This is a genomic window from Mycolicibacterium wolinskyi, assembly GCF_002101965.1.
GTDB lineage: Bacteria > Actinomycetota > Actinomycetes > Mycobacteriales > Mycobacteriaceae > Mycobacterium > Mycobacterium wolinskyi.
On sequence record NZ_LQQA01000009.1, the window covers coordinates 23602 to 45868 of the forward strand.

The window sequence follows — 22267 nt, forward strand, 5'->3', positions numbered from 1 at the left end:
CAGACCACAACCGAAGGCCCACGGGCTATGCAGGCTCACCGCGGAGTTGACGCCGCTCCGCCTCCCTCGCATAGAACTGTTCGCGCGCGATCTGCTCGACCTGGTCCATGTCGGCGAGGATGGCGCGCAGCTCGTCACGGAACGCCGCACGGCGTGCCCTGAGGTCCGGACCGGACTCGAGTAGGTCCTGATCGGCGGCGACCTGCCTCGCGGTGGCGAACAGCAGGGCTGACACCGACTCGTTGCTGCGCACCCGGCCCTGCGCGGCGTACTGGCGGCCGACCCCCAATGCGAGCTTCGTGAGGTCCTTCTCGGCGATCTCGGGCGGTGCGTCGCGCAGCACATCGGCGACGATCTCGTATGCCTCGAAGAACGGACGCAACATCGCCCCGGCGATGAGCGGCTGCTTGGCGCGCATCAGTTGGTAGATCTCCTCGCCGCCCGCGGCGACATGCGACTCCCAATCCTCATGCCAGGACATCTCCTCGGCCACGTTCTCGCGGAACGCGGCCGAGTCGGCGAAGTAGAAATCGAACTTCAGCAGGTCGCGCAGCCGCATCACCTGCGTCCAGAAGCATTGCAGCGGATCGTCTTCGACGCGCGCGGCGTGCGCGAGTGCCAGCTCGACGATCGACGTCTCCAGGAACGCGTGGATCAACGAGTTGCGATAGAACGCGGCTTCGAGTTCGTCCTCGGGGGCGATGCGCCAGACCGGTTCACGTCCGCCGTCGACCAAAGTCACCGGGTGACCGTTGGACAAGGCGTCGACCGCCGAACGCACCCCGTCGGGCGTGCGGAGCCGCAGCGCACTGTTGGTCATCGGGGTGTTCTTGCGTTCCAGGTAGTCGAGCGAGTCCTGCAGGGTGTGGTGCAGCTGATCCAGCGTGAGCGCGACTCCGCGCGTGGCGAGCAGCAACGCGGACACCAGACCGGTGGCGTTGACCGGGGTCACCCGCAGGATCCGCCATGCCACCTCGAACGCCATCTTCTGCATGGCCAGGCGTTTGGCCGCCGCGTCCCGCGCGATCGGGCCGTGCGGTTCACCGAGGTACTCGCGCATCGAAACCGCTTCGGGGAACCGGACATAGATCTTGCCGTAGTTGCGTTCACCTTGGGCCTTGATGAAGTTGTAGAGCCAGCTGAGGCCTTCGGGTGTCTTCTCCCCGCCGCGGGCGTATGCGGCGTATTCGGCGGTCTCGTGCAGCTGATCGAAGCTGATGGACACCGGCTGCAGAAGGATGTCGTCGCTGCGACCGTCGAGGTAGGCGTCCGCGACGTAGGCGAGCAGTCCGAGCTTGGGCGGCAACATCTTTCCCGTCCGCGACCGGGTGCCCTCGATGGACCAGTTGAGGTTGAACCGTTTCTCGACGATGTAGCCGACGTACTGCCGCAGCACGTATTTGTAGAGCGGATCATCGAGCTTGCGGCGGATGAAGATGACCCCGGAGTGCCGCAGCAGCGGGCCCATGAAGCCGAATGACAGGTTGATGCCGGCGAACGTGTGCACCGGCGGCAGCCGGTTCTCCTGCATGGCGACCGGCACGATCGCGCCGTCGAGGTAGGAGCGGTGCGAGAACAGCAGCACCGCCGGATGTAACTCCAGCGCATGGCGCATCGCCTCGATCTCGGTGCGGTCGTAGTCGATGCGCGGGTCGAAGCCCCGGCTGAAGATCGCGCGGCCCAGCGCCGGGATCAGATCGACCGAGAACCGGCTCCATCCGGTCGCGAGTTCGTCGAGCATCTCGCCGGCCTGCTCGACCGTCGCACCGGGAATCTGTTCGAGCCCTTGCCGGAACCGGGCCGATGCCAGCATCTCGGGTTTGACCAGCCGCGGTGACTTGTATTCCGGCCCGAGCAGCCTCAGCTCCACTCGTTCGATCGCCAGCGCAGCCCGACGAAGCACGAAATGCGCGAACTCTCTTGGGTTTTCGGCGACCGTCGTCTCACTCCACTGCTTGCGCAGCTCGGACACCTTGGCCGGTTCGCCGGCCACCATCCTGGCTCGTGCCGGGTCTTTGCGCAGAATCCGGCGCTGCAGGATCTCGGGCGGCCGGTAGGTGTCGCGGCCCGACATCAACGCGACCACTTTCAGCCGCGTGGGCAACCCGGCGGGCACCCAGAACACGCGCACGGGGACAACGAGCCGGTCTTCGTCGGCCTCGAGCTCTTCGACCAGCCGGGCCAGCATGCCCGGCGTCGGCTCGTCGGCCGCAGGCAGTTGCAGTACCTCGACTTTGGAGTCCGGATGCTCCTGCCGCTGCTTTTTGAGCCAGTCGTTGAGCAGTTGCAATTCGGCCTGCGAGGACACCGAAGCCAGCACCAGCGCGTCGTCGGTCGTGGTGAAGCTCGCGAAATAGTCGGTGGGGACGCTCACGGCCGGCCCTTCGGGGTGGGCTTCGGGCCGGCCTTCGTCGGCGTTTTCTTGGCGGCTTTACGCGGCGCCTTCTTGGCCGCCTTGGGCCGCGCGTAGATGTCGAACTGCGGAAGTTCGTCGTGCGGCCAGGATTTGAGGGTGTCGAGGTAGATCTGCCGGACGGCGTCGATGCGTTCGGCCAGATTGTCGACGGTCCAGTCGTCCACCGGAATCGGCGGGTACACCGCGACATCGACGGTGCCGGGGTTGAACGTGCTCGAGTCGCGGGCGGCGATCACCTCGGCGTTGCGGATCACGATGGGAACGATCGGAATGCCCGCGGCCATCGCGATGCGGAACGGGCCCTTCTTGAACGGCCCAACCGCCGTGGTGTCCAGCCGCGTGCCCTCCGGGGCGATCAGGATCGACAAGCCTTTGCGCGCAAGCTCTTCCACCTTGTGCAGACCCTCGACGGCCTTCTGCGGATCCTCGCGATCGATGAACGCGGCATCCATCACCCGCCCGAGCGTGCCCACCAGGGGATCGTTGGACAGTTCCTTCTTGGCGACCCCGGTGAAGTTGTCGCGCACCAGTGTCCCGGCGATGATCGGATCGGCCTGATTGCGGTGGTTGAAGATGAACACCGCGGGCCGCTGCGCCGTGAGGTTCTCTTCTCCCAGCACGTTGAGGTTCACACCGGTGGCCGCCAGCAGCACCCGGCTCCACGTCGAGGTGAAGAAGTTGACGCCGCTGCGTCGATTGCGATTGAGCAGCCCCCAGCCGATCGCACCCGCCGCCACGGGCATGAGGGACGCCACACCTGCCACCGTCCGCAATTGCGCTATCGGACTGCTGCCACTACGACTGGTGAACCGGAGAACCGGCCAACCGCGTTTGGCGGCAACGGCGGCCAGTTTCCCCGCCGGGTTGGTGGGACGCGGATTGCCCACGAGGTACATCAACGCGACGTCCTCATCGCCGTCGGCGTAGAAGTAGCTCTTCGCCAGATCGATGCCGTTGGCCGCCGCGAACTTCTGTACGGCATGGGCTTTTCCCGCCCCCCAGATGATCGGCGTCTTGACCTCGCCGGTGATCAAGCCCTCGTCGTCGGTCTCGAACTTGTTGCTCAGCACGTTGTCGATGCCCAGAAACCGGGCGACCGGCTCGACCTGGACCGTCAACGCCGACGAGCTGAGCACTACGGTGTGACCGCGCTCCATGTGCGCACGCACCATCGCGCGCATCTCGGGATAGATGCGGCTCTGCACATGCTGGACGAACAGCCGCTCCCCCAGTTCGTCGAGATCGCTGAGCGAGTTGCCGCGCAGCATCCTGGCGCCCTTGCCGATCAGGTCTTCGAACTCAGAGCGACCCAGTTGGTGATTGAGCCCGGCCTGGACCATTCCGATGAACTCGCCGACGCCCATCTGCCGGCGCCGCAGCCGATCCCGCGTCATGATCACCCCGGTGAAGCCGGCCACGAGGGTGCCGTCCAGATCGAAGAACGCGCCGATCTCGGGTCCCTCCGGGCTCGCCTCGATCTCGGCCAATGTGCCCGGCAACCGCATCTGCCTCGAATTGCCCGGTGTCCCTGCTGAACTCACTGCGCGGAACTCCCGTCCGTGGTGGGGGCGGTGAACGAGGCGGGCGTCGCGCGGCCGTCGCCGCCCAGTGCCAGCACCTCGTCGAAACCTTCCAGCAGGCACCGGGCGAACAACGGTTCGTCGGTGATGGCGGCCCGGTCGTAGCGAGCGGTGACCGTGATGTAGCCCGATCGCGAGATCAGCACGACCATCATCGCGACCCCCGGCAACGGCCCGAGGCCGTAGTGCCGCAGGATCTTTGCCCCGGCGATGTAGGTGTCCCCCGCGAAAACCGGGACGTTGCTGGCCTGCACGTCGGAGTTCACCACCGAACCGGCCATCGACTCCAGGAACGTGTCGGGCAGCAGGCTGAGCACCGGTGCGATCGCACCGACCACATCGATGGCCCGCTCTTCCCGCTTACTGGTCATCTGGGATCGCACGGCCTTGATACGCGTTTCGGGGTCGGTGATGCCGATCGGCGCCGCCAGGTTGACCCCGGCGAACCGGTTGCCGCCCGCCGCGTCGTCCTCGGATCGCAGGTTCACCGGCACCGCCATCGGCAGCGTTTGCACCGGAATGCCCTTGGCGTCGTGGTAGCGCCGCAACGCACCGCACAAGCCGGCCAGATACGCGTCGTTGATGGACCCGCCGGCGGCCTTGGCCGCGCGGTGCAGATCGCTGAACGGAATGTCGATCGCTTCGCTGCGCGACGCGAGGCTGCGTCGTCGCAACAGCGGCGACGGCTCGGCGGCCGGCCCCATCACCCGTGCACCCGACATCGCGTAATCGACAACGCCGCTGACCGCCGACACCGGATCGCGCACCACGCGGGTGGCGGCACGGGCCGCGCCTCCGAGCACGCCGAGCAGACCGCCCGCGATCGAGCCCGGCAACCGGTTGATGCCTTGCCGCATCAGGTCATTGGGAGACAGATCCTGCGGGATCGGCAGCGGCGGCGGCGCTTTCGGTTCGGGATCCCGCTCGAGATCGTAGATACTGGCGAACATCTCGACACCACCGACACCATCGGTCACGGCGTGGCTGAGATGCAGGATCGTGGCGGCGCGTCCACCAGCCAAGCCTTCGACGAGAGTCGCGCTCCACAGCGGCCGCGAGATGTCCATCGGGGACTGCATCGCCACCTCGGCGAGATCGAGGACCTCGCGCAGGGTGCCCGGTTCCGGTACGCGCGTGCGGCGTACGTGATAGTCCAGGTTGAAGTCGGGATCGACGACCCATCGCGGTGCCGCGGTGGGCAGGGTCGGCATGACGACCTTCTGGCGCAACCGCAGGACCTTGCGCGAGGCGATGTCGAAGCGATCCCGAAACCGCTCCCAATCCGGAGTGGTGTCGAGGATCTCGACGCCCATGATGCCCGAGCGGGTCCGGGGGTTGGCCTCCCCGCGATGCAGCAGCTGGTCGACTGCACTCAGCTCCTCGGGCAGTCCGGCCGCGTCAAGCTCCGGCACGTCGCTCATAGCGTGGTCCCTCTCCCCTCACCTGGCCGCCAAGTGCAGCGTCCACGCTAGTCCGCTACCGATGGTCACGGGTCGGCTTTCCCGGGTGTCACAGGTGGCGGGGCGCGGGGCCCGGCACGATACACTCATCCGGCGCTGCCTCCGTAGCTCAGCGGATAGAGCAGCCGCCTTCTAAGCGGTTGGTCGCAGGTTCGATCCCTGCCGGGGGCGCATTTTCATGTGCATTGGCCGGCGAGCGTTGGCTTGTGTGCGACATTTCGGCGAAATCTCGCACACAAGCCAACGTTGGGCGCCGGATCGGTCCGGTCTCGCCCGCGGTAATCCGCACCTTCGACCGCGGGGCGCGAGCCCGCGACTGACGGTATATACCTTTTGTTGAGCCTGACAGAAATTGTCCGACCTGTTGCTGAAGCACCGGCACCCTTTCATTTCATGCACTGGAAACGCGCCGCTCTGCTGCCTGATGAATTGCTGTAAAGCACCAAAAAGACCAATCGTTAGCAAGGCGAATTAGATGCGGTAGCGAATGGCCTCGATACTCGACATAAAGTCACCGGCTAAGCTACGGTAGCGTTGTCAGTTTCCGTGTGGCACAAGGAGCACGCGCGTGCAGAGTCGGTAACCACTCTCGGGCTGTCCGCACCTGACAGCTGACTTTTACCTCGACACCGGCCTTTGACGTCGAAATATCGAGGACCATCCGTAATTCATATTCCGCATTCGACCGCCGGGCCGGTATGGGACGAGCGGATGCCATTTGGCGAGAATTCGCAGTTCCGCCACCACGACTTCCCGTGCGCAAAATCTCCGCATCAAAGGACATCAGTGCTGATCCATGCAATGTTCAGGGCGCAAACGCTCCGCACCCCGGACGTCATCGCGATAATCGGCCGCCAGACCGCCTACACGTACGCCGAACTCGATCGACTCACCGACGCCATCGCATACCGGCTTCAACTCGGCGGAGTGCATCCCGAAACCGTGGTCGGCTGCTGGGCGCATGACTCGCTGACCACTGTGGTCCAGCTGCTGTCCGTACTGAAGGCAGGCGGCGCGTATCTACTGCTCGATCCGCAGTTGCCGGTTGAGCGCGTGCGCTACATGATCGACGACAGCGATCCGATGTGCATCCTGTCCGACATTCCGCTGCCGAGCAGCTTGACCGGCGAACGCACGACGGTGCTGATGTCCGATCTCACGCAAGGACTTTCACGCGCTACGACCCCGGTCCCCGCTGCCGGCGTCGCTCCCGACAACCTCGCGTACGTTGCCTATACGTCAGGCTCGACCGGTCGCCCCAAGGGCGTCCTGATCACACACTCCGCGGTGAGCAACCATGCGACATCGATGCGCAAGCACCTTGAGCTGCGGCCGGGTGACCGGTTGCCGATGATGGCGCCCGCCGCCTTCGACATGGCCACCGAGGAGATACTGCCGCCGCTGGTGTCGGGGTGCACGCTGGTGGACGCGCCGCACCGGTCACCGTCGATGCGCGAGTTCACCGAGGACATCCTCGACGACGGCTACACCGTGCTCAACATCTCCTCGCCGCTATGGCACCGGTGGACGACATATCTGCAGCAGACCGGCATTGCGGTACCCCATACGCTGCGGTTGGTGATCGTCGGCAGCGACAAGATCTACACCGCCAAGTTCGAGGAGTGGATGTCGCTTCCGGGCGCCGAGAATGTCTGGTGGGTCGCCGCTTACGGCGTGACCGAAGCGACCGTGACCTCGCTCCTGTATCTCACCGCAGCGCGGGACGATCTGCGTGACGAAGCGTTGATGCCGATCGGCACGCCCCTTGACAATGTCACTGCATACGTCGTCGGCGACGACGGCGAGCTGGTGGCACCGGGCGAGGTCGGTGAACTGTTCATCGGCGGTGCGGGACTTGCCCGCGGCTATTGCAATCTGCCGGGCAAGACAGCGGAACGGTTCGGACACAACCCATTCGATCCAATTCCCGCGTCGCGGTACTACCGCACCGGAGATCTCGTTCGCCGGCGTATCGACGGCACCTTCGTGTGGCTGGGGCGGTACGACTCACAGATCGAGATCAACGGTCTGCGGATCGAACCGGCGGAGATCGAGGCCACCATCCATGACCATCCGGCCGTCGAAGAAGCTGTCGTGGTGTACAAACCGCCCACCGTCGCCGGCGGCCAGGGAAGCCTCGTCGCCTTTGTCGAAGCCAAGAGCGACAACGGGATCGACATCGATGAGCTCCGTGCGTACTTGACCACCCGGTTGCATCCGCCGATGCGTCCCGACGAGATCATCGTGCTCGACCGTATCCCGCTCAGCATGAACGGCAAGGTCGACCGCGCGGCACTGCGGCTGTTCCAACAAGTGTCATGACTTGTTCGCGGTGCGCCGCGGAGTGGCTACTGTCGTCTCATGGCACGGCGGCGAAAAGACATGCCACCGCCCGCGACGGGCGGCAGCGAACGCGAAGTTCTACTCGGATTCCTCGATTACCTGCGCGAGTGCGTGATCGCGAAGGTGCAGGGCGCGCCCGAACCGCTCGTGCGCCAACCCGGAGTCCCGTCCGGGACGAATCTCCTCGGGCTGCTCAACCATCTGGTCAACGTCGAGCGGTTCACGTTCCTGGGCGAGGCGGTCGCCGACTGGCCCGCGACGTTCCACGCTGCCGCCGACAGCACCGTGCAGTCGCTTACCGCTGAATACGAACGGGTTACCGCCCAGGCCAATGAGGCGATCGAGTCCTGCGCCGATCTGGAGTCACCGTGCGCGCGTCCGACCCGTCAAGGCCAACCGCCATCCATGCGGTGGGCACTCACGCACATGATCGAAGAAACCGGCCGCCACGCGGGACACATGGACATCCTGCGGGAGCTCATCGACGGGTCGACGGGCCGTTGACTCGTTCACTTGTCGCCGAGCGTGGGCCTGGAGCACGGAATTTGGCCCGATGGTGTGCACAGGCCCCACGGTCGGCGGCTGCAAAGCGCTACCTGCGCAGCGACGCCTTGATGGTGTCCGCGACCATCGCCGCCTGAGTGACGGTTTCCGACGCGGGTTTGCAGGCCTGGACATCGATGATCACGTTCGCCTCTACCGCCAACACACGCTGGCATGACCGCGTCTGCACACCCGTTCCACGCGTGAACGGCATCGACAACTCGGTGTCGGTCTCCGCCAGCGCCCCACTCCTCCACTTGGGTAACTGCTGACCGTTGAGATTGATGTTGACGTTGTGGCCGGCGCACTTCGACCACCGATCGGCCGACTCCCGATAGAAGTCACGGGCATCCTGCTCGGACGGGTAGGAGACCACCGATTGCACGACGAGGTTGTCCCAGTTGTCGGTATCCGGTGAACGCAACAGCTGCTGACGCAGCGCGTCCCACCCGTCGCCGTAAATCGCCGCCTCGTTAACCTGCCATACCCCAAGGCAATTGAGGTTGGGCAGCAGATTGCGGTGATCGCCCATCGTGGTCACCATCGGATGCGGCGTCATCCCGGTGGTCGCCATCAGGGTGTTCATCTGATCGGTGCTGAGTAGCAGTCCGTTGAGATCGGCGTCGCCGACAACGGTGGGCTCCGCATCGACGTTGCCGTGTCCCGCGCACCCGGTGAGCGTGATCAGCAGGGCCAGGAAGGCGGTCACACAGCGCAGCAGGCGACGCTCAGGCATGCGTACCGGCCAGCGCGCACGCCATCTGGGCATTGTGGGCATCGTCGTTGAGTTCGCTGGCCGTCACATTCAGCGTGTCCCCGCTGCCCCGCAACCCCATCTTCAGCAACAGCTTGGTCGCGTCCACCGACCAGGCACGCATCGGGCCGGCGATATCGGGTGACAACCCCGGTGTCCCAGCCGCATTCATCGCCTTCGCAGCCGATTCCCGCAGCGCGGTACGACCGCTCACGTTGGTGGTACTGACGATCGGGTCCGAGTAGTCCGGACGGGTGCTGCCGTCGATCGTGTCCGCGAAATCCCCGTAGAACACCGATGCGTTGTCCACCGCCTCGGCGAAAAGCGAGCACGCCGCGACCGCTGCCGGGCTGGCGTCACCGGCAGGCACCGGGCCCGCGGCCATCGGATCGGGCGCCGGAGCCGTCGGATCCGGAACAGCCACCGGTGCGGCGGGTGCTGCAGGCGCGGGGGCAACCGCGCCCGCCTCGGTCTGAACGACCGCGTCGGGATCGGCAGACGCCGTTGGCCCCACTGCGATTCCGATGCCCAGTGCGACACCGAGCACCGCCAGACCTCGCCCACACAGGTTTGACGACCTCACCTAGTCCTCCAAAAATCCAACTGACAACACGCAATCGGGCATCGCCGGCCATTGCTCCCATACCGTCGGCGCAACATGTGTCTCAAAGGTGAACGACCGGCAAATGCTCCCGCTCAACCTGCCGTCCATTGCATGTCCGGGGCCTCAGACCCCACAATTGAATGTATTACGTTGGTGCGCAGGCAATTACCAGGAAGCTCACAGTTTCCGGAAAACCCTGCCAGATGGGAATGCGGCGCGATGTGTTGGCGCTTTGTTCACCGTTTCGAAATGCGATCAGTTCATGATTCGTCGCGACAGATCCCTTGAATCCCTTGGCTTCTCCGAAGTTGTGTCGGCCCCAGCGGATTCAGTCCCCATGAGAGGCGCAAGTTCACGCATGTTGAATCGTTTTGCCACCCTGGCTGCAGTCTGCATGTTAGCCCCGATCGCGGTGGCTCCGCTTGCGTCAGCCGAACCCGTACCTCCGCCACCGGATCCCGCCGCGCCGGTCGCCGCACCGGCACCGCCCGCGCCGGACACCGGCGCAGTGCCGTCGGCCCCTCCGGGCGTCCTCGATACCCCCGACGGCTGGCACGTGACCGTCACGGGCAGCAATGAGAGCCAGTTGCCGGTGGCGCCGCTGACCACCGCGGTGTCCTCGCGCGAGTACCTGGTGGCGGGCACGTTCACCGGCACGATCACCGGTTCCGGCAAGACCAAACTGACCGGTGGGACGCTCGAAGCCGGCCAGCAGATCGGCTGCGGAATCGTCTCGGACGAGACCGAGATCAACCCGGGCGCAAGCTTTTCCCCCTCCATCAGGGTGCCGTTCACCGGCGCGGCCACCGATGTGGGTTTCGGTACCGGTATCAATCTTCAGGGCAAGGTGTACCTCAAGCCGGGCACCGTGACGATCGTCCCCATCGACAAGAAGACCTTCAAAGGTGATTCCACCCGCGTCACCATCACCGGTGTCCGCATCAAGTTCGACCAGTGCGCCGGCCAGTCGTTCATCCGCTCGTACGCGACGCTCACCGCATCGACCGAGAACACCGACGACGTCATCACCTACCTCGGTGTCACCAAGGCCGTCTGACACACACCAAGATTCGGAAAGCGTGGTCGAGCCGGGTTTGCCTGGTTCGACCACGCTTTTTGTTGGTCGTATTTGAATACATTGATATTCAGGAATATCCGGTCGGGCATGTTGGTTACCGCCCGCCCCAGTGCGTTTGCAGGAACATCACAGCTCCAGCATGCCCATTGGACGGTCGCGCGGCCCGATCTGTTGCCCGACAGTTCACCGTCTCGCAATGCCATCCGTTCATGATTCGTCGCGACAGATTCCTTGAATCCCTTGGCTTCTCCGACAATTCGTCGATCCAGTGGATTCAGACCCATGAGAGGCGCAAGTTCACGCATGTTGAATCGTTTTGCCAAACTGGCTGCAGTCTGCATGTTGGCCCCCATCGCGGTGGCTCCGCTTGCGTCAGCCGAACCCGTACCTCCGCCACCGGATCCCGCCGCACCGGTGGCCGACGCTCCGCCGCCCCCGGACAATGGCGTCGTCGCGTCCGCGGCGCCGGGCGTGGTCACCACTCCTGACGGCTGGACTCTGACGGTCGCGGCATCCAACGAAAGCCAATTGCCCGTCGCGCCTTTGACCACCGCCGTGTCCTCGCGCGAGTACATGGTCGCGGCCACCTTCACCGGCAGTGTGTCGGGCTCGGGCGAATCCACCCTTACCGGCGGAACATTGGACACCGGCTACCAGATCGGCTGCGGTATCGAGCTCGGCCAGGTCCGACTGATCGGCTCGGTCGGCCTCAGCACCTCCGGATCCACGCTCGGCGGCCTGATCCCGACCGGACTGAGCGTTCCGCTGTCCGGAACCCTCGAAATCCACCTCAAGCCCGGTACCGTGAACAACGTTTCGGTGACCAAGAAGTCCTTCAAGGCCGCACCGGTGCGCGTCACGATCAAAGACGTCCACATCAAGCTCGACGGCTGCGCAGGCCAGTCCTTCCTGCGGTCCTACGCGATCCTGACCAGCTCGACGACCGACACCGACGACGTCGTCGCGTACTACGGCATCACCAAGGCAGTCTGAGGTAACCCCGTGAAGCCGACACACCGCGTCGTGGCGGCCGGCATCCTGGCTCTCGGGGCGGCGGTCGCCTCAGCGGCGGCCGCCGGCGCCGAACCGGCCCCGGATGCACCCGCCAATCCGGCGGTTCACGCGCCACCGCCACCACCGCCCCCGCCCGGCCCGACAGTGCCCGGGATCGGTGCTCCGTTGGGGCCCAACGGACTTGCGCTGCTTGAGCAGACCGGCACGCCGACCGCAGGCCCGCTCGGCCTTCCCGAAGGTGTGACCCTCGACCCCAAGAGTCTGCTGGCCCAGAACGCGTCTCCGGGCGGGCCGCCGGGCACGCCGCCCAACCTGAGGGCGTTCAACAACGGCTACGTGCTGCCGCAGAACGAAGTACCCTCGGCCCCCGGCCAGGGGTCGGTGGTGGGCGTGGCACCCGGACAGGAAAACGCCGACATCTCCGGGATCGACTACATCAAGCAGTTGCACGAGCTGTACAAGAACGGCAACCTCCGGGGTTCGCTGCTCGGCCAGCTTCCCAAGGAGCAGCTCGGTCAGCCCCTGCCCGGCACGGCACCACCGCCGGGAACCAACGTCCCACCGGGCCTCGTGCAATACCTGCCCGAGCCCGCGCCGCCCGCCGACCCGGCGGCACCGCAGGCGCCGCCGCCCATCCCGTGACCGGCCAACCGGCCGCTCCTGTGACCAGGCATTGGTTGCAGGAGCCGGCCGGACCGCCGTGCGTCCTCACACGGCCCCCGCATTCGCGACGGTCGTCGTCGCGTAGGGGTTCGTCATCGTGGTGGTCGCGGGCTCGGACGTGCTTGCCGGCGGCTCTTCCGGTGCGGGCGGCACGATCGCCGGTTGGGTGAGCTCGCTGGTGGTCACGGGAGTCGGACGTGTCGTCGACGAGGTCAGGATGTGTCGTGTCGTCGACGCTGTGGTCAGCGTGGACGTCGTCGTTTCGTGCGGCGGCACCGGCAGCGTCGACTGGTGCGATGTCATGAAGACGGCGAATGCGAGCGCGCCGATCACCAGCAGACCACCGATGCCCGCGACAACCATGGCCCAGTCCGACTCGTGCCATGGCGTCCGCTCCGGCGCATCCTGGTCGGGACGGGTATCCAGCATAAAGACATTGTCCCCCAACGGTATACGCGATGTGTCCGGCGGCAGCTGACGGCCAGGTGAAATCTCACCCGTGGTTGATGGCACAGTCGGAGGGGTGACACCACCGAGCGACACGTACTGGAATCACAACGCCGCCTATCACCCGTGGCTGGTGAAGATCGCCGCGCAGCGGCGCGGTGACGTTCTCGACGTCGGTTGCGGCGACGGCCTGTTGGCACAGCGGTTGGCTCCGGTGTCGCGCTCGGTGACCGCGATCGACCCGGAACCCGCGGCGCTGCAACGCGCGTGGCGCCGACTTGCCGACCACCCCCACACGACCGTCACCCAAGCCGGTTTCGCTGACTTCGATCCCGGGCCACGCCGGTTCGACCTCATCACGATGGTGGCAAGCCTGCACCACATGGATCTGCGCGGTGCGCTCACGAAGGCGCGCGGGTTGCTGACTCCGTCGGGTGAGATCGCAGTGGTGGGGTTGTCGGCCAACAAGACGGTTCGGGACTGGCTGTGGTCGGCGTTGTGCCTGCCGGCGGCCCGGGCGGGTTCGTGGTGGCATCGCGAGACGAGGGACATCGGCGTGACCGTCGCCGAGCCCGCGGAGAGCCTCGACGAGATCCGCCGTGCCGCCGACGCGATTCTGCCGGGAGCCACGATTCGGCGTGCCCTGTACTACCGCTACCTACTGCGGTGGCGCAACGGGAACTAGGCTCAGTGCCGTGTCAGAATCCGTTTTGGTCGATCTTGTCGACCGTGTCGCAGTGCTCACTGTCAACGATCCCGACCGCCGCAACGCCGTGACGTTCGAGATGTCGGCCGCATTGCGCGCCGCGGTGCAGGAAGCGGAAGCCAATTCGGGTGTACATGCAGTCATCGTCACCGGCGCAGGCAAAGCGTTCTGCGCGGGCGCGGACCTCACGGCGCTCGGTGCGGCGACCGAGGAGGGTTTGCGCAAGATCTACGACGGCTTCCTTGCCGTTGCCCACTGTTCGTTGCCGACGATCGCGGCGGTCAACGGCCCGGCGGTCGGGGCCGGCCTGAACCTCGCGCTGGCCGCCGATGTGCGTATCGCCGGGCCGGCCGCGTTGTTCGATCCACGGTTCCAGAAGCTCGGCATCCATCCCGGCGGTGGCGCGACGTGGATGCTGCAGCGCGCGGTGGGTCCCCAGGTGGCCCGGGCGTCGCTGCTGTTCGGCATGCGATTCGATGCCGAAGCGGCGGTGCGCCACGGCCTCGCGCTCAGCGTCGCCGACGATCCGGTGGCCGCCGCACGTGAACTCGCCGCCGGGCCGGCCGGTGCGCCACGCGAGGTGGTACTGGCCACCAAGGCGTCGATGCGGGCCACCGCGAATCCCGGCGTCGTCGATTCGGATCAGCACCGCATCGCCGTGGACACCGAACTCGGCCCGCAGGCACGGTCGATCGAATCGCCTGAGTTCGCACAGCGTTTGGCCGCCGCCAAACGCAAGTAGCACCTCAACTACAGCTCGAGCAGCGCCAGTTCCGGTTCTTCGATCAACTGCCGCAACTCGCGCAAGAACGCACCCACCCGCGCGCCATCTGCGATGCGATGGTCGAACGCACAGGTCAATGACATCGTCGGCCGCGCAACCACCGCCCCGTCGATGACGACCGGCCGCGGTTTCAGCGACCCCATTCCGAGGATCGCGGCCTCCGGGTAGTTGATCACCGGCACCCCGTCGTCCATTCCCAGCGCGCCGAAGTTCGAGACCGTGAAGGTCGATCCGGTCAGCTCGGGCGGTTTGAGCGTGCCGGCCCGGGCGCCCTCCACCAGTCGCGCGACGACGCCGGCGAGCTTCCGCGTGGTGAGGCGGTCCGCGTCCCGCACGACGGGTACCAGCAGGCCGCGCGGCGCGGCCACGCCGAACCCGAGGTGCACCGAGGGGTGCTGATGAATCTGCGGGCCACCGGTGGTCTCCACCCAGGTCGAGTTCAAGATCGGATGATGGCGCAGCGCGATGGTGAGCAACCTCAGCGTGAGCACAAACGGCGTGACCGGCAACTCGGCATCAGCGGCACGGATCGAATCCCGGAGCCGCAGCAGCGCCGCGCCGTCCACGTCGATCCGGGCATGGGCGTCAGGAATCTCGTGCCGGGACAACGCCATTCGGCGCGCCATCTCCGCCTGCACCCCACCGACAGTACGCAGTTCCGAGCTGCCTGCGGCGGCGAGCACATCATCGCGTGTGACGATGCCTTCTGGACCGGATCCCGGGCTCAGGGCATCCAGGTCGACATGCAGTTCGGCGGCCAGTTTACGCACCGGTGGCTTGGCCCTGGCACGCACGGTCGGTGGCGTGGACGGCGCCGTCGCACGGCGGCTGACGTCCATGGCGTCGTCGGTGCCGTAGCCGACGAGCACCGGTTTGCGGTGCGCGCCAGTGCCATTCGTGGCCGCAGGTACCGGGCTTGCCGAGCTTTCAACGGTGCCGATGCGCACCAGCAGCGAGCCGACGGCGAGCGTCTCGCCGGCCGCACCACCGAGTTCGAGTACCTGCCCGGCGTATGGGCTCGGAATCTCGACCTCGGCCTTGTTGGTCTCCACCGTGCACAGCGTCTGGTTCAGCTCGACGGTGTCACCGACCGCCACGTTCCAGCTCGTGATGGTGGCGTCCTGGAGTCCCTCGCCGAGGTCGGGAACCAGGAACTCCTTGGCGCTCACGGCTGCCCCATGGCGCGCTCGACACAGTCGAGGAGCCGGTCGACGCCGGGTAGCCACACTTTCTCCAGCCTGGCCGGCGGATACGGAGTGTCAAAACCGGTGGCGCGCAACACCGGAGCTTCCAGATCGTAGAACAGCTCCTCAGATATCCGTGCGGCCAGTTCGGCGCCGAAGCCCAGCGTCCGCGGGCCTTCGTGCATCACGACGGCGCGGCCGGTGCGACGAATCGAATCGGCGACCGTGTCGAAATCGAGCGGGTTGAGCGAGCGCAGGTCGACGACCTCCATACGCCAGCCACGTTCGGCGGCCAGCTCCGCCGCGTTGAGCGCAGTCGCGACCAGCCCGCCGTAGGTGAGCACCGTGACATCGGTGCCGGTGCGCCGCACCGCTGCCCGCCCGATCGGCAGACCCGGCGTATCGGTGTCGACGGGTTCCTTGGCCCAGTAGCGACGCTTGGGCTCCAGGAACATCACCGGGTCCGGGCTGGTGATCGACTGTCGCAGCAGCCAGTACGCGTCGCTCGGCGTCGAGGGCACCACAACTTTGAGACCCGCGGTGTGCAGCCAATAACTTTCGGTGGATTCGGAGTGATGTTCGACCGCACCGATCCCGCCGAACGACGGGATTCGCACGGTCACCGGCATGTCGACATCGCCGTGGGTTCGCATGCGGTACTTGGCCAGATGGCTGGCGATCTGGTCGAACGCCGGGTAGCTGAACCCGTCGAACTGGATCTCGGGAACGGGAACGAAGCCCCGTATCGCGAATCCGACCGCGATCCCGATGATCGCCGACTCCGCCAGCGGAGTGTCGAAACACCGTTCGATGCCGAAGGTTTCGGTGAGGCCGTCGGTGACCCGGAAGACCCCGCCGAGCGTGGCGACATCCTCACCGAACACCAGCACGCGGTCGTCGGCGGCCATCGCGTCGTGCAGGGCCTGGTTGATCGCCTGCACCATTGTCAGCTCGGTCGCAACCGGCACCTGCGTCAGGATCGGACCCCATGGCTCGGGCGAATCACCTTGAGCGGCAGGCCGGTCGATGATCTGGGTCATGTCATGCCTCCTTCGCCAGTTCCGCGACCAGCTGATCGCGTTGCCGCGCCAGATCCGGGGTGATCTCGGCGTAGACGCTGTCGAACATCTCGGCGGGGTCGAAGTCGGGCGCTCCGGCGATTGCCTCCCGCAGCTCCGCGCACAGCCGCACCGATCGCGCCGCCACCCGCTCCTGCAGTCGCTCCGACCAGACACCGACTGACTCCAGATACGTTCGGTACCTCGCTATCGGATCGCGGGCTCGCCACTCGTCGACCTCGTCGGTCGAGCGGTACCGGGTCGGATCGTCGGACGTGGTGTGCGGTCCCATCCGGTAGGTGATCGCCTCGATCAGGGTCGGCCCGCCGCCGTGGCGGGCTCGCTCGGCGGCCTCGGCCATCACGGCATAGCAGGCCAGTACGTCGTTACCGTCGACCCGGATGCCGGGCATGCCGTACCCGATGGCGCGGTGCGCGATCGAAGGTCCGGCTTGTTGTCGACTGACGGGCACCGAGATGGCCCACTGGTTGTTCTGCACGAAGAACACGCACGGCGCGCCGAAGACCGATGCGAGATTCAGCGCCTCATGGGCGTCACCCTCGCTGGTGGCCCCGTCACCGAGGAAGGCGACCGTCACGGAATCCTCACCGAGCCGTTGCGCGGCCATCGCCGCGCCGACCGCGTGCAGCCCGTGGGTCCCGATGGGAATGGCGATGGGCGCGACGCACTTGCTGGTGAACTCGAGGCCGCCGTGCCATTTGCCGCGCCACACCGCGCCCATCTGGCCCGGGGTGATGCCGCGCAGGAGGAACGCGCCGATCTCGCGGTATTGCGGAAACAGCCAATCGGTTTTGCGCAGACATGCTGCCGCACCGATCTGGGCAGCCTCCTGCCCTCGGCACGACGCGAACAGCGCGAGCTCACCCTGGCGTTGCAGGTTGACGAACTCGGTGTCGAGGTCGCGCGTGACGACCATCGACTCGTAGAGCCACGCGAGAGTTTCGGGAGGTAGCTCGCGGCTGTAGCGAGTTTCCGTGGTGGGTGATCCGTCGGCATCGACAAGCCGCACCGGATCCAGCTCGAGCTCAACAGGCTCAACACCGATGGCCATACCGCCTCCTTGTCGGTGACGGCATGTTGCGCCGTCATTCCGTGAGGTGCTCAGCGCAGCGGCGGTACGAACAAAACCCCTGGTGAGGGGCCGCCGGCTAGTCGCCTGGGTGTGGCGCTAGCTGGACAATCCGCTCGGCACGTCGCAGCACTGGGGCATCCACCATTATGCCCCCGAACTGGAACACGCCCCGCTGAACGCGAGCTTCGGCGAGTACGTGTCGCGCCCATTCGGCCTGCTCAGCCGTCGGCTCGTACGCCGCCCGGATGACCGAGACCTGGGTCGGATGGATGGCCACCTTGGCGTCGAATCCGACCGCGACCGCGTCGTCGGCCTCGGCGCGCAGCCCGTCGAGATCCTTGATGTCGAGGTACACCGAATCGAGCGCCATGCGGCCGTACGCCTTGGCCGCCAGCAGTGTCTGTGACCGCACGTGCTGGGCGACGTCGCGGTAGCTGCCGTCGTCACGCCGGTTTGCTGTGCCGCCGGTGACCGCGAACAGGTCCTCGGCTCCCCACATCACCGCGAACGCGTTGTCGGGCTGCACCAGCGACACGACGTTGAGCGCGGCGAGCGGTGTCTCGATGAGCACGACGACGTCCAGCGGCGCCAGCGCCCGCACTTGGTCGGGGTGCTCTGACTTGGCGAGCATGACCGTCGTGTAGTCGGTGGCCGCGACTGCCTTCAAGTCGAGTTCGTGGTCGGGCGTGGTGGTCGGATTGACCCGCACGACGGTGCGCGACGGGTCGAGCCGGGTTTCGAGCAGCGCCTGCCGCGCGGCCTCCCGGTCCTTTGCCGCGACGCCGTCTTCGAGGTCGAGGATCACCACATCGGCTGCCGCCGCGGCCTTTTCGAACCGCTCTGGCCGGTCGGCCGGGCAGAACAGCCAGCCGGGTCCGGTATTCGCCAGTGCCACTATGCCTCCTCCGCCGGACGCATCCGAACCATGGTTTTGCGCGACGCGGTGGCGACGATGTCGCCGTGCTGATTGCGGCCGGTGTGGGCGAAGGTCACGATGCCCTCCCCAAGCCGGCTCTTGGACGCCCGCTTGTCGGTGATCTCGGTTTCGGCGTAGAGCGTGTCACCGTGGAAAAGCGGTTTGGGGAACGAGATTTCAGAGAATCCCAGATTGCCGACGATGGTGCCCTGGGTCAGTTGGGCGACCGAAAGTCCGACGAGCGTGGACAGCGTGAACATCGAGTTCACCAGCCGCTGGTTGAACGGCGGCAGTGCGTCGGAGAAGGCCGCGTCGAGGTGCAGCGCCTGAGTGTTCATGGTGAGCGTGGTGAACAGCACGTTGTCGGCTTCGGTGATCGTGCGCCCGGGCCGGTGCAGGTAGCGCACGCCGGTCTCGAACTCCTCGAACCACAGCCCCCGCTGCTCGACGATTCTCGGTTCGGTCACAGGCCCGCCTCCCGCGCGATCAGCATGAGCTGTACTTCCGTTGTGCCTTCCCCGATTTCGAGGATCTTGCTGTCACGGTAGTGCCGGGCCACCGGGTACTCGTTCATGAAGCCGTAGCCCCCGAAGATCTGGGTGGCGTCACGCGCATTGTCCATCGCGGCCTCACTGGACACGAGCTTGGCCACCGAGGCCGCCTTCTTGAACGGCTTGCCGGCCAGCATCAGCGCGGCGGCGTCGTAGTAGGCCGCGCGGGCCGTGTGCGCACGCGCCTCCATCCTGGCGATCTTGAAGGCGATCGCCTGGTAGGTGCCGATGGCCGCGCCGAATGCCTGGCGTTCCTTGGCGTAGCGGACACATTCGTCGACACAGCCCTGCGCCACACCGACCGACAGGGCGGCGATCGCGATGCGGCCCTCGTCGAGGATCCGCAGGAAGTTGGCGTAGCCGCGGCCGCGTTCGCCGAGCAGGTTCTCGGCAGGCACCCGGACGTCGTCGAAGCTCAGCGGGTGGGTGTCCGAGGCGTTCCAGCCGACCTTGTTGTAAGCCGGTTCAGCAGTGAAGCCCTCGATCGGCACCGGCACGAGGATCGACGAGATCTCCTTCTTGCCGTCGGGCTTCTCGCCGGTCACCGCGGTGACCGTGACAAGCTTGGTGATGTCGGTACCCGAGTTGGTGATGAACTGCTTGGAGCCGTTGATCACCCAGTGACCGTCGTCGAGGCGCGCGGTGGTCTTCGTAGCGCCGGCGTCGCTGCCGCCACCGGCCTCGGTCAGGCCGAACGCGCCCAACGCCTTGCCGCTCGCGAGCAGCGGCAGCCACTCCTGCTTCTGTGCGTCATTGCCGAAGCGGTACACCGGCATCGCACCGAGCGACACACCGGCCTCCAGCGTGATGGCGACGCTCTGGTCGACCTTGCCGAGTTCCTCCAGGGCGAGGCACAGCGCGAAGTAGTCGCCGCCCATCCCGCCGTATTCTTCGGGGAACGGCAGACCGAACAGACCCATGTCGGCCATGCCCGCCACGACCTCATACGGGAACGAGTGTTCCTCATCGTGTTTCGCGGCGACGGGTGCGACCACGCTCTGCGCGAAGTCGCGGACGGTCTTGGCCAACTGTTCATAGTGGTCGGGCAGCGTTCCGGTGGACAAGAAGTCGCTCATGATTCGTTCTCCTGTGTGCGAGCGGTGATTCGGGCCAACGGCTGACCCACCTTGACCTGGTCGCCGACGGCGACGAGTAGTTCGGCCACACCGTCAACGGGTGCGGTCAACGCGTGTTCCATCTTCATGGCCTCGACGGTGACGACGACGGTTCCGGCGGCCACCTCGGCACCACTGTCAACTCCCACCGCGACGACCGAACCCGGCATGGGGCTGGCGAGTTCGGCGTCGCCGCTGTGTTCGTCGTCGGGGCGAACGGGCGCCTCGCGTACTTCCTCGACGAGGAATGTGCGCCCACCGCCGGACAGCCAGATCTGGCCGTCGGTCACCGCGACGAGGTAGTCGGTGCGGAGCCCGTCCAGCGTCAGGGTCAACCGGCCGTCGCCGAGAGCGGCACTCACCGTGTGGGTTTCGCCGTGTTCGACGGTGGCGGTCGCGTGGCCGGGTGTGCCGGTCAGGTACACGTGATCGGTACGCTCGGCCGCGCGCAGGCGGAAGACCGCGGGCGCGCGTTCGCCTAATCGCCAGCCCGACGGCAGCCGCCAGAGATCGTCGCCTGCCGCGGTCCAGTGCCGAACCCACTTGTAGGCCGCGGCGGCGATGAGCTCCTGATCTCCGGGAGCGGTCCGGGTGAAGTCCGGTGCGCGCCGATCGAGCAGACCGGTGTCGAGCCGCCCGGCCGCAACGTCGGGATCGGCCAGCAGGAACCGCAGGAATTCGGTGTTGGTGGTGACGCCGAGCACCGCGGTGTCGGCGAGCGCCCGGTCGAGCCGCTGCAGCGCGGCCGCTCGGTCGTCGGCGTGGGCGATGACCTTCGACAGCATCGGGTCGTAGTCGCTGCCGATCACCATGCCCGCCGCGAGCCCCGAATCGACCCGCACCCCGACCCCGGTCGGCTCACCGAGCCCGAGCACCGGGCCTCCGGTCGGCAGGAATCCGTTGGCGGGGTCTTCGGCGTAGACCCTGGCCTCGACGGCGTGACCGGTCATGACGATGTCGTCCTGGTCGATCGCGAGTTTGTCGCCGCCGGCGATGCGGATCTGCTGCTCGACCAGGTCGATGCCGGTGACCATCTCGGTCACCGGATGCTCGACCTGCAGGCGGGTGTTCATCTCCATGAAGAAGAACTCATCGGGCCGGTCGGCGGAGACGATGAACTCCACCGTGCCGGCACCCGTGTAGTCGACACTACGCGCGGTGTCACAGGCCGCGGCGCCGATCCTGGCCCGAGTGGGCGCATCGAGCAGCGGAGAGGGCGCCTCCTCGATGACCTTCTGGTGGCGCCGCTGCAGGCTGCATTCCCGCTCGCCGAGGTGAATCACGTTGCCGTGACCGTCGGCGAGCACCTGGACTTCGATGTGGCGGGGCCGCAACACGAATCGTTCGAGGAACAACGTGTCGTCACCGAACGCGGCGCCGGCCTCGCGGCGGGCACTGACCAGGGCGGCGGGCAGGTCGGCGGCCCGTTCGACCACCCGCATGCCCTTGCCGCCGCCGCCTGCCGACGGCTTGACCAGCACGGGGTAGCCGACCTCTTCGGCCCCGGCGATAAGGTCATCGTCGGTGAGCCCGGGACGTGAGATGCCAGGGACGACGGGCACCCCGAAGGCCGACACGGCGGCCTTGGCCGCGATCTTGTCGCCCATCGTCGCGATCGCCGATGCGGGCGGTCCGATGAACACGATGCCGGCGTCCTGCAGTGCGGCCGCGAAATCGGCGTTCTCGGAGAGGAATCCGTACCCCGGGTGCACGGCCTGCGCTCCGGTACGGCGGGCGGCGTCGACGACGGCGTCGATCTTGAGATAGCTCTGCCGGGCCGCTGCGGGGCCGATGTTGACCGCGACGTCGGCGGCCGCCACATGGCGCGCACCGGCATCGGCGTCACTGAACACCGCGACCGAACGAATTCCCATGGCGCGCAACGTGCGGATGACGCGAACGGCGATCTCGCCGCGGTTGGCCACCAGGACAGTGTCAAATACCGAAGAACTCATGCC

Annotated in this window: 21 protein-coding genes and 1 tRNA gene; 8 read left to right on the top strand and 14 right to left on the bottom strand. The window is 66.5% G+C overall.

What is annotated here, in order from left to right; all coding sequences use genetic code 11:
- Positions 1-25 precede the first annotated feature (25 nt).
- From AWC31_RS07495 to AWC31_RS07505, 3 genes are read right to left on the bottom strand one after another with little or no spacing between them, the layout of a single operon-like run.
- Positions 26-2374, bottom strand: a complete 2349-nt coding sequence (locus tag AWC31_RS07495; RefSeq protein ID WP_085143669.1) for a glycerol-3-phosphate 1-O-acyltransferase — start codon at positions 2372-2374, stop codon at positions 26-28.
- Complete coding sequence (locus AWC31_RS07500; RefSeq protein WP_085143670.1) at positions 2371-3921, bottom strand: HAD-IB family hydrolase/lysophospholipid acyltransferase family protein; 1551 nt, start codon at positions 3919-3921, stop codon at positions 2371-2373. Before AWC31_RS07500 ends, AWC31_RS07495 begins: the two co-directional genes overlap by 4 nt.
- Positions 3922-3953: 32 nt before the next feature.
- Positions 3954-5417: a wax ester/triacylglycerol synthase family O-acyltransferase gene (locus AWC31_RS07505; protein WP_085143671.1), complete on the bottom strand. Its 1464-nt coding sequence runs from the start codon at positions 5415-5417 to the stop codon at positions 3954-3956.
- A 137-nt stretch (positions 5418-5554) separates the two neighbouring features.
- On the opposite strand from AWC31_RS07505, the gene AWC31_RS07510 reads away from it, so the two are divergent.
- The 3 genes from AWC31_RS07510 to AWC31_RS07520 all read left to right on the top strand — a co-directional run bounded on the left by AWC31_RS07510 (position 5555) and on the right by AWC31_RS07520 (position 8303).
- Positions 5555-5627, top strand: a tRNA-Arg gene (locus AWC31_RS07510).
- 615 nt (positions 5628-6242) lie between these two features.
- Positions 6243-7778: an amino acid adenylation domain-containing protein gene (locus tag AWC31_RS07515; RefSeq protein WP_165765928.1), complete on the top strand. Its 1536-nt coding sequence runs from the start codon at positions 6243-6245 to the stop codon at positions 7776-7778.
- 39 nt (positions 7779-7817) lie between these two features.
- Positions 7818-8303, top strand: coding sequence for a DinB family protein (locus AWC31_RS07520; RefSeq protein WP_085143673.1), 486 nt, complete (start codon positions 7818-7820; stop codon positions 8301-8303).
- Between the two features lie 88 nt (positions 8304-8391).
- Here the strand turns inward: AWC31_RS07520 and AWC31_RS07525 are convergent, their stop codons facing one another.
- Complete coding sequence (locus AWC31_RS07525) at positions 8392-9111, bottom strand: sensor domain-containing protein (RefSeq protein ID WP_234816760.1); 720 nt, start codon at positions 9109-9111, stop codon at positions 8392-8394.
- On the bottom strand, positions 9071-9679 hold the full coding sequence (locus AWC31_RS07530; protein ID WP_234816761.1) for an Rv2240c family protein: 609 nt from the start codon (positions 9677-9679) through the stop codon (positions 9071-9073). The genes AWC31_RS07525 and AWC31_RS07530 overlap by 41 nt, the downstream gene beginning before the upstream one ends.
- 379 nt (positions 9680-10058) lie before the next feature.
- On the opposite strand from AWC31_RS07530, the gene AWC31_RS07535 reads away from it, so the two are divergent.
- On the top strand, positions 10059-10757 hold the full coding sequence (locus AWC31_RS07535) for an MspA family porin (protein ID WP_085143675.1): 699 nt from the start codon (positions 10059-10061) through the stop codon (positions 10755-10757).
- On the opposite strand, the gene AWC31_RS37110 is transcribed toward AWC31_RS07535, so the two are convergent.
- Positions 10730-11131, bottom strand: a complete 402-nt coding sequence (locus AWC31_RS37110; RefSeq protein ID WP_165765927.1) for a hypothetical protein — start codon at positions 11129-11131, stop codon at positions 10730-10732. The genes AWC31_RS07535 and AWC31_RS37110 overlap by 28 nt on opposite strands.
- Here AWC31_RS37110 and AWC31_RS07540 point away from each other — a divergent pair.
- Complete coding sequence (locus AWC31_RS07540) at positions 11082-11771, top strand: MspA family porin (RefSeq protein WP_085143676.1); 690 nt, start codon at positions 11082-11084, stop codon at positions 11769-11771. The two genes, AWC31_RS37110 and AWC31_RS07540, sit on opposite strands and share 50 nt — an antisense overlap.
- Positions 11772-11780: 9 nt before the next feature.
- Positions 11781-12434: a hypothetical protein gene (locus tag AWC31_RS07545; RefSeq protein WP_085143677.1), complete on the top strand. Its 654-nt coding sequence runs from the start codon at positions 11781-11783 to the stop codon at positions 12432-12434.
- Between the two features lie 66 nt (positions 12435-12500).
- Here AWC31_RS07545 and AWC31_RS07550 read toward each other — a convergent pair whose 3' ends face one another.
- The gene (locus AWC31_RS07550) at positions 12501-12884 is read right to left on the bottom strand and encodes a hypothetical protein (protein ID WP_085143678.1); all 384 of its coding nucleotides are present in this window, start codon (positions 12882-12884) and stop codon (positions 12501-12503) included.
- A 94-nt stretch (positions 12885-12978) separates the two neighbouring features.
- Here AWC31_RS07550 and AWC31_RS07555 point away from each other — a divergent pair, with 94 nt between their 5' ends.
- Positions 12979-13587: a class I SAM-dependent methyltransferase gene (locus AWC31_RS07555; protein WP_085143679.1), complete on the top strand. Its 609-nt coding sequence runs from the start codon at positions 12979-12981 to the stop codon at positions 13585-13587.
- A gap of 10 nt (positions 13588-13597) precedes the next feature.
- The gene (locus tag AWC31_RS07560) at positions 13598-14350 is read left to right on the top strand and encodes an enoyl-CoA hydratase (RefSeq protein WP_085143680.1); all 753 of its coding nucleotides are present in this window, start codon (positions 13598-13600) and stop codon (positions 14348-14350) included.
- Between the two features lie 8 nt (positions 14351-14358).
- Here the strand turns inward: AWC31_RS07560 and AWC31_RS07565 are convergent, their stop codons facing one another.
- The 7 genes from AWC31_RS07565 to AWC31_RS07595 all read right to left on the bottom strand — a co-directional run bounded on the left by AWC31_RS07565 (position 14359) and on the right by AWC31_RS07595 (position 22264).
- Entirely contained in the window at positions 14359-15561 is a 1203-nt protein-coding gene (locus AWC31_RS07565; protein WP_085143681.1) for a dihydrolipoamide acetyltransferase family protein, read from the bottom strand.
- Complete coding sequence (locus tag AWC31_RS07570; RefSeq protein ID WP_085143682.1) at positions 15558-16616, bottom strand: alpha-ketoacid dehydrogenase subunit beta; 1059 nt, start codon at positions 16614-16616, stop codon at positions 15558-15560. The genes AWC31_RS07565 and AWC31_RS07570 overlap by 4 nt, the downstream gene beginning before the upstream one ends.
- Before the next feature lies 1 nt (position 16617).
- Positions 16618-17706, bottom strand: a complete 1089-nt coding sequence (pdhA, locus tag AWC31_RS07575; protein WP_085143683.1) for a pyruvate dehydrogenase (acetyl-transferring) E1 component subunit alpha — start codon at positions 17704-17706, stop codon at positions 16618-16620.
- Positions 17707-17803: 97 nt separating this feature from the next.
- Entirely contained in the window at positions 17804-18622 is an 819-nt protein-coding gene (locus AWC31_RS07580; RefSeq protein WP_085143684.1) for an HpcH/HpaI aldolase/citrate lyase family protein, read from the bottom strand.
- The gene (locus AWC31_RS07585; RefSeq protein WP_085143685.1) at positions 18622-19110 is read right to left on the bottom strand and encodes a MaoC family dehydratase; all 489 of its coding nucleotides are present in this window, start codon (positions 19108-19110) and stop codon (positions 18622-18624) included. Before AWC31_RS07585 ends, AWC31_RS07580 begins: the two co-directional genes overlap by 1 nt.
- The gene (locus AWC31_RS07590; protein WP_085143686.1) at positions 19107-20270 is read right to left on the bottom strand and encodes an acyl-CoA dehydrogenase family protein; all 1164 of its coding nucleotides are present in this window, start codon (positions 20268-20270) and stop codon (positions 19107-19109) included. The genes AWC31_RS07585 and AWC31_RS07590 overlap by 4 nt, the downstream gene beginning before the upstream one ends.
- Positions 20267-22264: an acetyl/propionyl/methylcrotonyl-CoA carboxylase subunit alpha gene (locus AWC31_RS07595; RefSeq protein WP_085143687.1), complete on the bottom strand. Its 1998-nt coding sequence runs from the start codon at positions 22262-22264 to the stop codon at positions 20267-20269. The genes AWC31_RS07590 and AWC31_RS07595 overlap by 4 nt, the downstream gene beginning before the upstream one ends.
- Between the last annotated feature and the right edge of the window lie 3 nt (positions 22265-22267).